Genomic DNA, 12,910 nt, shown 5'->3' with positions numbered 1-12,910 from the left:
CATGAGCGAGACCAAGAAGCGTCCGCCCCTCAACCCCGGCGAGACCAAGACATTCCCGGTCCTGCCGCTGCGCGACATCGTGGTGTTCCCCCACATGATCGTGCCGCTCTTCGTCGGCCGCGAGAAGTCGATTCGCGCCCTCGAGGAGGTCATGCGCGCCGAGACGCACATCCTGCTCGCCACCCAGATGAAGGCGCAGGACGACGATCCGGAGCCGGACGCCATCTACGAGATCGGGACGCTCGCCTCCGTCCTGCAGCTCCTCAAGCTGCCCGACGGCACGGTGAAGGTGCTGGTCGAGGGCGTGTCGCGCGCCCGCATCGGCGCCTATTCCGGCCGCGAGGAATTCTATGAGGCCGAGGCCGGCGCCATCGCCGACGAGATCGGCGACAAGGTCCAGGTCCAGGCGCTCGCCCGCTCGGTGATCACCGAGTTCGAGGGCTATGTGAAGCTCAACAAGAAGGTCTCGCCCGAGATCGTCTCGGTGGTCAGCCAGATCGACGAGCCCTCCAAGCTCGCCGACACGGTCGCCTCGCATCTGGCGGTGAAGATTTCCGACAAGCAGGCCGTTCTGGAGACGATCGACGTCGCCAAGCGGCTGGAGAAGGCGCTCAGCCTCATGGAGAGCGAGATCTCCGTGCTGCAGGTCGAGAAGAAGATCCGCACCCGCGTCAAGCGGCAGATGGAGAAGACCCAGCGCGAGTACTACCTCAACGAGCAGATGAAGGCGATCCAGAAGGAGCTGGGCGACGAGGACGGCCGCGACGAGCTGGTCGAGCTCGAGGACAAGATCAAGCGCACGAAGCTCTCGAAGGAAGCCCGCGACAAGGCCAATCACGAGCTGAAGAAGCTGCGCCAGATGTCGCCGATGTCGGCCGAGGCGACGGTGGTCCGCAACTATCTCGACTGGATGCTGTCGCTGCCCTGGGGCAAGAAGTCGAAGATCAAGAAGGACCTGCCGGGCGCGCAGAAGCTCCTGGACGCCGACCATTTCGGCCTCGACAAGGTCAAGGACCGCATCGTCGAATACCTGGCGGTGCAGCAGCGCGCCAACAAGCTGACCGGTCCCATCCTCTGCCTCGTCGGGCCCCCCGGAGTCGGCAAGACCTCGCTCGGCAAGTCGATCGCCAAGGCGACGGGTCGCGAATTCGTGCGCATCTCGCTCGGCGGCGTGCGTGACGAGGCCGAGATCCGCGGCCACCGGCGGACCTATATCGGCTCCATGCCCGGCAAGATCATCCAGTCGATGAAGAAGGCGAAGACGGCGAACCCGCTCTTCCTGCTCGACGAGATCGACAAGATGGGCCAGGACTTCCGCGGCGATCCCTCCGCGGCGCTCCTCGAGGTTCTCGACCCCGAGCAGAACGCGACGTTCAACGACCACTATCTGGAGGTCGACTTCGACCTCTCGAACGTGATGTTCGTCACCACGGCGAACACGCTGAACATCCCGCCGCCCCTGCTGGACCGCATGGAGACGATCCGCATCGCCGGCTACACCGAGGACGAGAAGCGCGAGATCGCCAAGTCGCACCTCATCCCGAACGCGGTGGCCAAGCACGGCCTCAGCGAGAAGGACTGGTCGATCACCGACGAGGCGCTGATGACCGTCATCCGCCGCTATACGCGGGAGGCCGGCGTACGCAACCTCGAGCGGGAGATGTCCAACCTCGTCCGCAAGGGCGTGAAGGACCTCACGTTGACGAAGAAGAAGTCGATCAAGGTGACCCCGAAGGTGGTCGAGGAGTATCTCGGCGTGCCGCGCTATCGCTACGGCATGGCGGAGACCGAGGATCAGGTTGGCGCCGTCACGGGCCTCGCCTGGACCGAGGTCGGCGGCGAGCTGCTGACGATCGAAGCCGTGATGATGCCCGGCAAGGGCCGCATGACGGTGACGGGCAACCTGAAGGACGTGATGAAGGAATCGATCTCGGCGGCGGCCTCCTACGTCCGCTCGCGCGCGCTCGACTTCGGCATCAAGCCGCCCATGTTCGACAAGCGCGACGTCCACGTCCACGTGCCCGAGGGCGCGACGCCGAAGGACGGTCCGTCCGCCGGCATCGCCATGGCCACCGCCATGGTGTCGGTGATGACCGGCATCCCGATCCGCAAGGACATCGCGATGACCGGCGAGGTCACCCTGCGCGGCCGGGTGCTGCCCATCGGCGGCCTGAAGGAGAAGCTGCTCGCGGCGCTGCGCGGCGGGCTGAAGAAGGTCCTCATCCCGGAGGAGAACGCCAAGGATCTGGCGGAGATTCCGGACAATGTGAAGAACGGCCTGGAGATCATCCCGGTCAGCCGCATGGACGAGGTCCTCAAGCACGCGCTCATCCGCCAGCCCGAGCCGGTGGAATGGGACGAGGAGGCCGAACCCATCGCCCCGCGCAAGCCGGGCGAGGAGGATCCCGCCGGCGTCGTGGCGCACTGAGCCGCGCCATCAATCTAGAATGGTTCCAAACCCCGGGCCTCTGGCCCGGGGTTTTCTGTTGAAAGGCGCCGAAATCGTCCACAACAGCGGCGCAAACCCAGCATTTTCCTTGCTTTCACGATCATTGCGCGGCAAACGGGACGCCCGTCGGCAACGGAATCCCGCATTCCCGGACCGGCGCAAACTGAAGGAGAACAGCCCGTGACCAAGAACGAACTGATCGCCGCGGTCGCCGAAGCGGCGAGCCTCACCAAGGCGCAGGCGGGTGCTGCAGTTGATGCGACGTTCGATGCCATTGCCGCGACCCTGAAGGCCGGCGGCGACGTCAAGCTCGTCGGTTTCGGTGCCTTCTCGGTGACCAAGCGCGCCGCCCGCGAGGGTCGCGATCCGCGCACCGGCAAGCCCGTGCAGATCAAGGCCTCGAACGCGCCGAAGTTCTCGGCCGGCAAGGGCCTGAAGGACGCCGTCAACTCCTGAACGGATTGACGCCCTGCTGGAGAAACGCCGCTGCGGCCGCGGGCCGCGGCGGCGTTTCCGCTCCGGCCGGCCCGGAGGCAGGGCGGCATCGCGCCCCTTGTCGCCGCGCCGGGGGCGGTCTACATGGCGGAAACACCCGCAGTTCCGGGGGCGGTTAGCTCAGTTGGTAGAGCGCCTGCTTTACACGCAGGATGTCGGCGGTTCGAGCCCGTCACTGCCCACCATTCCCCCAGCTTCTCCGCTGTGAGTGCCCACCGGTGCGGGCACCTGATCTGTGGACATCGCGCCCCTGCGGCGCGTCGTGCCATGCTAAGCGGCGGCGAGACAGGGTCGGGACCGGCGGAGGGGGCAGGGACGTGACGGGGTGGCTTGCCGAGGTCCGCAGCGGTTTCGCCCAGCTGTCTCCCGCCATTTTTCCCTACCGCCGCTTCGCCTTCGCCCTCGTGCTCGGCGTCATCGGCGGCGCGCTCTTCTACTCCCTGCGCCTGCCGCTGCCGTGGATGCTCGGGGCCATGACCTTCTGCACCGTCGCGGCGCTGGCGCGCGCCCCGGTCGCCGCACCCGGCGTCATCCGCTCGCCCATGTCGGCGATCATCGGCGTCATGCTCGGCTCCGGCTTCTCGCCGTCCATCATCTACCAGCTGCCGCAATGGCTGGTGCCGCTGGCGGGGCTCGTGCTGTTCATGACCGCCTGCGGCCTCAGTGTCGTCTGGTACTACCGCCGCATCGGCGGCTACGACTGGGTGACGGCCTTCTTCTCCGGCATGCCCGGCGGCCTCGTCGAGATGGTCATCTACGGCGAGGAGCGGGGAGGCGACGCCCGCGTCATCGCCCTCGTCCATTCGGCGCGCATCCTGCTCGTGGTGCTGACGCTGCCCTTCATCATCCAGTTCAGCCAGGGCATCCGGCTGGACCGGCCGACGGGCGGCGTCTCCGTCTTCGACGCGCCGCTGACCGCCGAGCTCTGGCTCCTCGTCTGCGGCTTCGCCGGCGCCTTCCTCGGCCATGTGCTGCGCCTGCCAGCGAAGACCCTGCTCGGCTGCATGATCGTCAGCGCGGCGGTGCACGTCTCCGGCCTGTCCGACTTCAAGCCGCCCTTCGAGATCGTCAACGCGGCGCAGCTCGTGCTCGGCGTCGCCATCGGCTGCCGCTTCGCCGGCACCGCGAGCGGTGTGGTCTGGCGGGTGCTGGCGCTCTCGGTCGGATCCACCGCCATCCTGCTCTTCTGGATGACGCTCTTTGCCGTCACCGTCTCGCACCTGTCGGGGTTCTCGGCGGTGACGCTGATCCTCGCCTATTCACCCGGCGGGCTCACCGAGATGGCGCTGATCGCCGTGGCGCTCCATGCGGAGGTGGCCTTCGTCGCCGCCTTCCACATCATCCGCGTCTTCCTGACGATGATCGCCGCGCCGCTGACCTTCCGGCTGCTCGGCAGCGGGCGCGGTCCGTGAGCGGATACGACGAGGGCCGGAAGCGTCTCCGCTCCCGGCCCCTGGGACGGCGTGTTCCGTGCGGCTGCGTCAGGCGGCCTTGACCTCGGCGAGGAAGGTCTCGACGGAGCGGGAGAGGCTGATCGCCTGCTCCGACAGGCTGCGGGCGGCGGAGAGCACCTCGGAGGCCGAACTGTTGGTCTCGGCCGAGGCGGTGGTGACGCCGGTGATGTTGTCGACCACGCGGGCGGTGCCGGTGGCGGCGGCCTGGACGTTCTGCGAGATCTCGCCGGTGGCGGAGCGCTGCTGCTCGATGGCCGCCGCGACGGCGGAGGCATAGGACGCGACCTCCGTCATGGTCTGGGCGATGGCCTCGATGGAGCCGACGGCGGTGGTCGTCTCCTGCTGGACCGCGTTGATCTGCGCGGCGATCTCCTCGGTCGCCTTGGCCGTCTGGCCGGCGAGGGACTTTACCTCGCTGGCGACGACGGCGAAGCCGCGGCCGGCCTCACCGGCGCGTGCCGCCTCGATCGTGGCGTTGAGGGCGAGGAGGTTGGTCTGTTCGGCGATGGCGCGGATGAGGTTCAGCACCTCGCCGATGCGGCCGGCGGCCTCCGCCAGGGCCTTGACGCGCTGGTTGGCGCCGTCGGCCTCGGCGCTGGCGCGCTCGACGACGGCGTTGGTCTGCCCGATCTGGTTGGCGATCTCGTTGATGGAGGCCGAGAGCTCCTCGGAGGCGGCGGCCACCGACTGGACGTTGGCGGAGGCCTGGCGCGAGGCGCCCGAGGCCTGGTCCGCCTGGCCCGAGGCGCCGGCGGCGATGCCGGTGAGGGTGCGGGCGGTCTCCTCCATGCGGCCGGCATTGTCGCCGACGCCCTTCAGCACCGAGCCGATGGAGTCGGAGAAGTCGCGCACCAGGGCGTCGATCCGGGCCTGGCGCGCCTGGCGGGCGCGGGCCTCGGCCTCCGTCTCGGTCTCCAGCCGGGCGCGGGCGACGGCGTTCTCGCGGAACACCTCGACCGAGCGGGCCATGTCGCCGATCTCGTCGCGGCGGTCGACGGAGGGGACGCTCTGGGCGTGATCGCCGCCGGCGAGCGCCGTCATGGTCGCATTGAGTTCGCGGATGGGCTTGCCGAGATGGCGGGTGAGCAAGGTGGCGATGCCGATGCCGGTGACGGCGACCGCCAGCAGCACGCCGAGCAGCGTCAGCATGGCGGTGTTGCGGGCGGAGACGAAGGCGCTGGTGTCGATGGCGACCTCCAGCGTGCCGATGGACTGGCCGGAATAATTGCGCAGCGGGCCGGCGAGGACCGCGACGGGATGGCCGCCGATGGTGGATTCGCGCCACTGACCCGGCGCCTGCAGGGCCGCCTGATGCACCGGCAGCGCGAGCAGGGTCTTCTCGGCGAAGGTGGCGCCGAGCGAATTCAGCGTGGCGCCGTCGACGAGGTGCATGGCGATGTCGACCTTGAAGCGGCGCTTCAGGTCGGTGAGGAAGGGCAGGCCGAGGGCGGCGCCGATATCGGCGACGCCGACGATCTGGCCGCCGGCGCGGACCGGGGTGACGGCGAAGATCGAGACGTTGTCGCGGCCCGGCTCGATGCCGACCACCTGCCGGCCGGAGGCGATGGCGGCGCGGATCGTGGCGCGGCGGCTGAGGACGTTGTCACCGAAGGCCTGGGGTGCGTGGACGCGGGCGAAGGCGTTGCCGTCCGGCCGCTGGAAGCTGATGAGGCCGAGGCCGAGGCCGGTCTTCATCGGCTCGCCGAGATCCTTCATCGCGGCGAGGAGGCCGGCGCGGTCGTCCTTCTGGAAGCTGTCCGCGACGCGCGGATCGTTGGCGATGGCCTGGGAGGCGGCGGCGGCGCGCTGGCCCTGCTCGGTCATCGCGGCGACGACAGCCTCGTAGCGCTGGACGAGAGCCGATTCGATGGCCTGGTCGCTGAGGGCGTCCTGCTGGAAATAGCCCGCGACGCCGACGACGCCCGCGGCGACGAGGGCCGTGGCCGTCACGGAGACCATCAGTTTCGCGCCGATGGTGCGCAGGTGAAGCATGCTGCCGATAGCCATGGTGTTTCCAATCGATCCGGCGCATTCGCGCACCTTGTCCCAAGGGCATTTCAATCGATGGGGGTTAAGAAAGGTACAAATGTCATGAACCCCTGCGGTGATCGGCGAGGGCGGGCCCGGCGGCGCGCATCGGCCCATTTTCGCGGGTCGCCGCAATTCGCCTTGACAGGCCCCTGAGCCTCCCTTAAGTCCCGCCACCTCGACCGGCGCACGCAAGCGCGCCGAGCAGCGCGCGGGCGTAGCTCAGTTGGTTAGAGTGCCGGCCTGTCACGCCGGAGGTCGCGGGTTCGAGTCCCGTCGCCCGCGCCATTCTTCTCGAGGGGTCGAGCCATTCGCTCCTCCTCGGGTCGGGAACATCCGAGACTTCAGTCGTGCCCGATCGACACCGCGGGCGGACCGCGGGCGGCGGCCGTTGCCGTAGATGACGGGGAGCGACGGGCGCGAGGGGTTGCGCGCCACGTGCCGCCCTGCGGTCAGGGGAAAAAGCTGGGCCACAAGGTCGGGGCGACAAACCGGACGAAGACCGCGGTCGAAATCATCATTCCGGCAGCGCCGACGGCATAGACATAGGCCGGGACGCGCAAGGTCCCCGCCGCCAGCACAGCATAGAAGATCGGAAATATGAGATAGCGGCCGCCGATCAGAAACGCCACGAGGGTCGCGGCGCCCGTCTCTGCGCGGAGTCGGGCTGCGATGAGTCCGCAAGTGAGCACGTAGGCGCCGAGCGCCAGCGTGACGATCGGTACGGTCCCGGGCGTCCTCTCGATCGACGCTTTCCGCCAGCACGCGACCAGGCCGATGGCGGCCATTGCTGCGAAGGCACCCCCCCAAACCGCTTGAGTGGCGGGAATGCTGAGGTCGGGTTGCATGACCCACGGGGTCGCGAATGTAGCCCGCAGGGCCGCAATCGGCTGCTCAACGAGCAGCACCAGCAACCGCCTCACGCTGTCGACCCATTGCACCGCACCGTCGGCCCCACCGCCCCTGAGCATGATCGGGATGGCATGCAGGGCCGTCAGCACCGTTCCGACGATGAGCGGCCATTTGGCGAAGCGCCCGCTCGACTGTGCCCACGCGGTCAGGAAGAGGGCGAGCAGTGTTGCGGCGCTGATTGCCAACCCGACACCGAAAAAATGCATCGCCGCATAGCCCGACATGGCGCAAAGCCACGCCGTACGGGCGCTGGGATCGCGGGAAAATCGTGCAAGGAACATTGCCGCCGCCGATGCGCACGTCAGGCATGCGATCTGCATCACCATGAACGGCCAACTCATGAGGTCTGCTGCGAACGGATGAAACACCAGGATCGCCGCGAGACAGGCAGAACCGAAGACCGTGTTGGCGGGGTTGGCCTCGCGAAGGGCCGCAGTGGTCACCGTCGCAAAAATGGACAGCGCCAAACATTGCCTCACAAACCAGGCCGTCTCATTTGCCCCCAGCAGCTTAGACACCAACACTTCGGCAGTGAAGGCGATTGGAGCGAAGTGACCGGAATAAGCTCTAGCGACATAGGGCTGCATCGCCGCCCATGCGTCGGCGATTGGCAAGGAGGAAATCTGCAAAAATACGCCGGATTCCGCTCTCGAAAACTGCGTTGAAAATCCGAAAAATCGGTAAAAAAGAACGATTATCACGAACCATCCAGTAAAAGCGGCGATATGCGACCATGGTTTGTTTGCAAGCCCCGTCAACGCCGCGCCTTTCATGTGAGTTCGCACGGCAACTATTGTTGGCGGGTTGGCATTGCGCAACCCCTCTTCAGGCAACACGGCGGCGGGCCGGTATCGGGGCGGACACTTCCCGTCCGGACGGTGCGCGGGCGGGCGCTGTCGAGCGAGTCGTCCTGAGTCACCTCAAGTCCGCCGGCCCAATCCGTTCCGCTGAGGCCGCCTTGTCTACGCGGTGTCCACGCCCTTGCGCCCGACGCGGCGGAGAGGCCCGGGGGCTCGCCCCGGCGACCCTTGCGCGCCTGATCCCTCATCACCATTTCGTGGTTCCCGGCGCTGATTCGCGCCTTTCCAGGGCATTGCGCCGCGTCGACGCCGCCGCCCCACGGGAAAATCATAACGTTTCCAGGGAATGCGACTCCTGAAGGTCTGTCCGCTGCTTGCACCGCAACAGGGGAGGGAGTAAGGCACAGGACGACGCCGGATCGGGGGCTCGCGCGCCCCTTCCGGCCATGCTGGAGGGCCTATGATGCAGGCTGCGACGTCCGCGCTGCTCAATGACTATCTGCCGCTGGTGATCTTCATCGCCCTGGCCGGCGTCATCGGCATCGCTCTCCTGGTCGCCCCGTTCCTGGTGGCGTTCTCGCGGCCCGACAGCGAGAAGCTCTCGGCCTACGAATGCGGCTTCAACGCCTTCGACGACGCCCGCATGAAGTTCGACGTGCGGTTCTATCTCGTCGCCATCCTTTTCATCATCTTCGACCTCGAGGTCGCCTTCCTGTTCCCCTGGGCGGTCGCTTTCAAGGAGGTCGGACTTTTCGGCTTCTGGTCCATGATGGCCTTCCTCGGCGTATTGACGATCGGCTTCGTCTACGAGTGGAAGAAGGGCGCCCTGGAGTGGGATTGAGGTTCTGACCATGGCAACCGCTATCGACCGCGGCGCTCCGCTCGTCGCTCCGGCCCCCAAGGGCCTCGTCGGCGCCGACGGCCGCCCGCTCGGCGCCACCGACCCCTTCTTCACCGGCATCAACAACGAGCTCGCCGACAAGGGCTTCATCGTCACGGCGACGGACGATCTCATCAACTGGGCGCGCACCGGCTCGCTGATGTGGATGACCTTCGGCCTCGCCTGCTGCGCGGTGGAGATGATGCAGCTCTCCATGCCGCGCTACGACGTCGAGCGCTTCGGCTTCGCGCCGCGCGCCTCGCCGCGCCAGTCGGACGTGATGATCGTCGCGGGAACGCTGACCAACAAGATGGCTCCGGCCCTGCGCAAGGTCTACGACCAGATGCCGGAGCCGCGCTACGTCATCTCCATGGGCTCCTGCGCCAACGGCGGCGGCTACTACCACTATTCCTATGCGGTGGTGCGCGGCTGCGACCGGATCGTGCCCGTCGACATCTACGTGCCGGGCTGCCCGCCGACCGCCGAGGCGCTGCTCTACGGCGTGCTGCTGCTGCAGAAGAAGATCCGGCGCACCGGCACGATCGAGCGGTGAGGGGGCGGAGATGACCGAACCGGCCGACATGATCCTGCCGCTTCTGCGAGAGATGCGGGCGGAGAACGCCGCACTGCACGAGCAGACCCGTGCAGTGCTGGCTGCGCTCGACAAGCGGCTCGGGGGCGTAGAGGACGCTCAGAAGAGCTTCAGGCAAGCTCTGACGGCCGACACTCTCATGAGTCGCTTGGTCACGGGCGAATTCGAGGAACGCCTCGACGCCCTCGAGAAAAAGGTTCGGGAACTGGAGAGCCAGAAGTGACGGATCTGTCCGAACTCGGCGAGACCATCAAGGCGGCGCTTCCCGGCGCCGTGACAGGTGCGAGCGTCGCCTATGGCGAACTGACGCTGCAGGCGGAGGCGGGCGAGATCATCCGCGTGCTCACCCACCTGCGCGACGATCCGGCCTGCCTGTTCCGCAACATCATCGACATCTGCGGCGTCGACTATCCGGGCCGGCAGAAGCGGTTCGACGTGGTCTATCACCTCATGTCGCCGAAGCATAACCGCCGCATCCGCATCAAGATCCAGACGGACGAGACGACGCCGGTCGCCTCCGCCACCGACGTGTTCACCGGCGCCCTCTGGTTCGAGCGCGAGACCTACGACCTCTACGGCGTGCTGTTCACCGGTCACCCGGACCTCAGGCGCCTGCTGACGGACTACGGCTTCGACGGCCATCCGCTGCGCAAGGACTTCCCGACCTCGGGCTTCGTCGAGGTCCGCTACGACGACGAGGTCAAGCGCGTCGTCTACGAGCCGGTCCGGCTGCCGCAGGAATTCCGGCAGTTCGATTTCCTCAGCCCCTGGGAAGGCACCGACTACGTGCTGCCCGGCGATGAAAAAGCCAAGGCGAACTGACCATGGCCGAAGCCGAAATCCGCAATTTCACCTTCAACTGGGGCCCGCAGCATCCGGCGGCCCACGGTGTGCTTCGCCTCGTCATGGAGCTGGACGGCGAGGTGGTCGAGCGCTGCGACCCGCATATCGGCCTCCTGCATCGCGGCACCGAGAAGCTGATCGAGACCAAGACCTATCTGCAGGCGATCCCCTATTTCGACCGGCTCGACTACGTCGCGCCGATGAACCAGGAGCATGCCTTCTGCCTCGCCGCCGAGCGTATGCTCGGCATCGAGGTGCCTCGGCGCGCCCAGCTCATCCGCGTGCTCTACTGCGAGATCGGCCGCATCCTCTCCCACCTCCTCAACGTGACGACCCAGGCGATGGACGTCGGCGCGCTGACCCCGCCGCTGTGGGGCTTCGAGGAGCGCGAGAAGCTCATGATCTTCTACGAGCGCGCCTCGGGCTCGCGCATGCACGCCGCCTATTTCCGCGTCGGCGGCGTACATCAGGACCTTCCCGCCAGTCTGGTCGACGACATCGAGGCCTGGTGCGACCCGTTCCTCAAGGTGGTCGACGATCTCGACGCGCTGCTCACCCCGAACCGCATCTTCAAGCAGCGCAACGTCGACATCGGCGTCGTCACCCTCGACGAGTGCTGGGCCTGGGGCTTCTCGGGCGTCATGGTGCGCGGCTCCGGCGCGCCCTGGGACCTCAGGAAGTCGCAGCCCTACGAGTGCTATGCCGAACTCGATTTCGACATTCCGATCGGCAAGAACGGCGACTGCTACGACCGCTATCTCATCCGCATGGAGGAGATGCGCCAGTCGGTGAAGATCATGCGCCAGTGCTGCAAGCTGCTGCGCGAGACACCCGGCCCGGTCGCCGCCAAGGACAACAAGGTGGTGCCGCCGAAGCGCGGCGAGATGAAGCGCTCGATGGAGGCGCTCATCCACCACTTCAAGCTCTACACGGAAGGCTTCCACGTGCCGGCCGGCGAGGTCTATGCCGCGGTCGAGGCGCCGAAGGGCGAGTTCGGCGTCTATCTCGTCGCCGACGGCACCAACAAGCCCTACCGCTGCAAGATCCGCGCGCCGGGTTTCGCCCACCTTCAGGCCATGGATTTCCTGTGCAAGGGCCATTTGCTGGCGGACGTCTCCGCCATCCTCGGCTCCATCGACATCGTGTTCGGAGAGGTTGACCGGTGAGCGTTCGCAGACTGGCGCCAGACGAGGTCCAGCCGGCCTCCTTCGCCTTCACGCCCGACAATCTCGCCTGGGCGCAGAAGACCATCGCCAAATACCCGGCAGAGCGGAAGGCCTCGGCCGTGATCCCGCTGCTTTGGCGGGCGCAGGAGCAGCACGCCTACTGGCTGCCCAAGGCCGCCATCGAATATATCGCCGACATGCTCGACATGCCCTACATCCGGGTGTTCGAGGTGGCGACCTTCTACACGATGTTCCAGCTGCAACCGGTTGGAAAGAAGGCGCATATCCAGGTCTGCGGCACCACGCCCTGCATGCTCCGCGGCGCCGAGGCGCTGATCAAGGTGTGCAAGAGCCGCATCCATCACGAGCCCTTCCACCTCTCGGAAGACGGCGACTTCTCGTGGGAGGAGGTGGAGTGTGCCGGCGCCTGCGTCAACGCGCCGATGATCCAGGTCTTCTCCGACACCTACGAGGACCTGACGCCCGAGAGCTTCGAGAAGGTGCTCGACGCCTTCGCCCGCGGCGAGAAGCCGGCGCCGGGCCCGCAGAACGGCCGCCACGGTGCCGAGCCCGAGGGCGGGGCGTTGACGCTGCGCGACCTGCCGTTCAACGCCGCGTCGCCCGGCGGCACCGCGGTGGCGGAGAAGCCGAAGGTCGCCCCGGCTGCGCCGGCGCCTGAGGCCGGCCCGTCGGCCGAAGCCCTCGCCCTGGCGGCGAAGGAAGAGGCCGAGATCAAGGCGAAGCTTTCGACGCTGAGCGCCGACGCGACACCCGAGCAGAAGGCCGACGCCGTCGGGTCGCGGCCGCAGGGGCTGCCCGCTGCCCGCGACGCCAAGGCCGACAAGCTGCAACGGATCAAGGGCATCGGCCCGGTCAACGAGGGCAAGCTCCACGCCCTCGGCATCTTCCATTTCGACCAGATCGCCGCCTGGACCCGCGAGGAGATCCGGTGGGTCGGCACCTACCTGTCGTTCCCCGGCCGCATCGACCGCGAGGAGTGGACGGTTCAGGCCAAGGCGCTGGCGGCCGGTTCGCCGTCCGTGAAGGAGTGATCGGGATGACGCAGATCACCAACGAGCTGATGTTCGAGGTTCTCAAGACGATCCAATCTCGGTTGACCAACATCGAGACGGGCATTCGCGAGATCCGGACCGAACTCGTTGCGATCCGCGGCCATCTGGTGGCGACCCAGCAGGACGTCGCCAATCTCTATTCGGGTCAGGCTGCAATCGAACTCCGCCTCGAACATATCGAGCGGCGCCTCGATATCGCCGAAGCCCCGGCTCGCTGA

The 12,910-nt window shown here is 67.1% G+C and carries 12 protein-coding genes and 2 tRNA genes; 12 read left to right on the top strand and 2 right to left on the bottom strand.

The features are described from left to right. The first annotated feature begins 1 nt into the window (after window position 1). The 4 genes from lon (at window position 2) to C6569_RS09315 (ending at window position 4,356) form a co-directional block, all read left to right on the top strand. Window positions 2-2,428, top strand: coding sequence for an endopeptidase La (gene lon, locus C6569_RS09330; RefSeq protein ID WP_106748586.1), 2,427 nt, complete (start codon window positions 2-4; stop codon window positions 2,426-2,428). A gap of 201 nt (window positions 2,429-2,629) precedes the next feature. Continuing rightward, entirely contained in the window at window positions 2,630-2,905 is a 276-nt protein-coding gene (locus C6569_RS09325) for an HU family DNA-binding protein (protein WP_106748585.1), read from the top strand. 148 nt (window positions 2,906-3,053) lie between these two features. Next, window positions 3,054-3,129: transfer RNA gene (locus C6569_RS09320), tRNA-Val, on the top strand. A gap of 132 nt (window positions 3,130-3,261) precedes the next feature. Continuing rightward, on the top strand, window positions 3,262-4,356 hold the full coding sequence (locus tag C6569_RS09315; RefSeq protein WP_245898284.1) for an AbrB family transcriptional regulator: 1,095 nt from the start codon (window positions 3,262-3,264) through the stop codon (window positions 4,354-4,356). 69 nt (window positions 4,357-4,425) lie between these two features. Here the strand turns inward: C6569_RS09315 and C6569_RS09310 are convergent, their stop codons facing one another. Next, complete coding sequence (locus tag C6569_RS09310) at window positions 4,426-6,405, bottom strand: methyl-accepting chemotaxis protein (RefSeq protein ID WP_181313971.1); 1,980 nt, start codon at window positions 6,403-6,405, stop codon at window positions 4,426-4,428. A gap of 232 nt (window positions 6,406-6,637) precedes the next feature. Between C6569_RS09310 and C6569_RS09305 the strand changes: the two genes are divergently transcribed. Continuing rightward, window positions 6,638-6,714: transfer RNA gene (locus C6569_RS09305), tRNA-Asp, on the top strand. Window positions 6,715-6,878: 164 nt separating this feature from the next. Here C6569_RS09305 and C6569_RS09300 read toward each other — a convergent pair. Further along, complete coding sequence (locus C6569_RS09300) at window positions 6,879-8,156, bottom strand: hypothetical protein (RefSeq protein WP_146144767.1); 1,278 nt, start codon at window positions 8,154-8,156, stop codon at window positions 6,879-6,881. A 445-nt stretch (window positions 8,157-8,601) separates the two neighbouring features. Between C6569_RS09300 and C6569_RS09295 the strand changes: the two genes are divergently transcribed. From C6569_RS09295 to C6569_RS09265, 7 genes are read left to right on the top strand one after another with little or no spacing between them, the layout of a single operon-like run. Then, complete coding sequence (locus tag C6569_RS09295) at window positions 8,602-8,979, top strand: NADH-quinone oxidoreductase subunit A (protein WP_106750973.1); 378 nt, start codon at window positions 8,602-8,604, stop codon at window positions 8,977-8,979. 10 nt (window positions 8,980-8,989) lie between these two features. Beyond that, window positions 8,990-9,571 carry a NuoB/complex I 20 kDa subunit family protein gene (locus C6569_RS09290; protein ID WP_106748581.1) on the top strand — a complete coding sequence of 194 codons (582 nt, stop codon included), beginning with the start codon at window positions 8,990-8,992 and terminating at the stop codon, window positions 9,569-9,571. A gap of 10 nt (window positions 9,572-9,581) precedes the next feature. Continuing rightward, window positions 9,582-9,833, top strand: a complete 252-nt coding sequence (locus C6569_RS09285; protein ID WP_106748580.1) for a hypothetical protein — start codon at window positions 9,582-9,584, stop codon at window positions 9,831-9,833. Between the two features lie 5 nt (window positions 9,834-9,838). Next, window positions 9,839-10,432 carry an NADH-quinone oxidoreductase subunit C gene (locus C6569_RS09280; RefSeq protein WP_245898326.1) on the top strand — a complete coding sequence of 198 codons (594 nt, stop codon included), beginning with the start codon at window positions 9,839-9,841 and terminating at the stop codon, window positions 10,430-10,432. Window positions 10,433-10,434: 2 nt separating this feature from the next. After that, window positions 10,435-11,619, top strand: coding sequence for an NADH-quinone oxidoreductase subunit D (locus tag C6569_RS09275; protein ID WP_106748578.1), 1,185 nt, complete (start codon window positions 10,435-10,437; stop codon window positions 11,617-11,619). Beyond that, window positions 11,616-12,671: an NADH-quinone oxidoreductase subunit NuoE gene (nuoE, locus tag C6569_RS09270; protein WP_106748577.1), complete on the top strand. Its 1,056-nt coding sequence runs from the start codon at window positions 11,616-11,618 to the stop codon at window positions 12,669-12,671. Before C6569_RS09275 ends, nuoE begins: the two co-directional genes overlap by 4 nt. 5 nt (window positions 12,672-12,676) lie before the next feature. After that, complete coding sequence (locus C6569_RS09265; protein WP_106748576.1) at window positions 12,677-12,910, top strand: hypothetical protein; 234 nt, start codon at window positions 12,677-12,679, stop codon at window positions 12,908-12,910.

This window comes from Phreatobacter cathodiphilus (genome assembly GCF_003008515.1).
Lineage (GTDB): Bacteria > Pseudomonadota > Alphaproteobacteria > Rhizobiales > Phreatobacteraceae > Phreatobacter > Phreatobacter cathodiphilus.
This window is presented reverse-complemented; position numbering and strand designations above follow the sequence as displayed.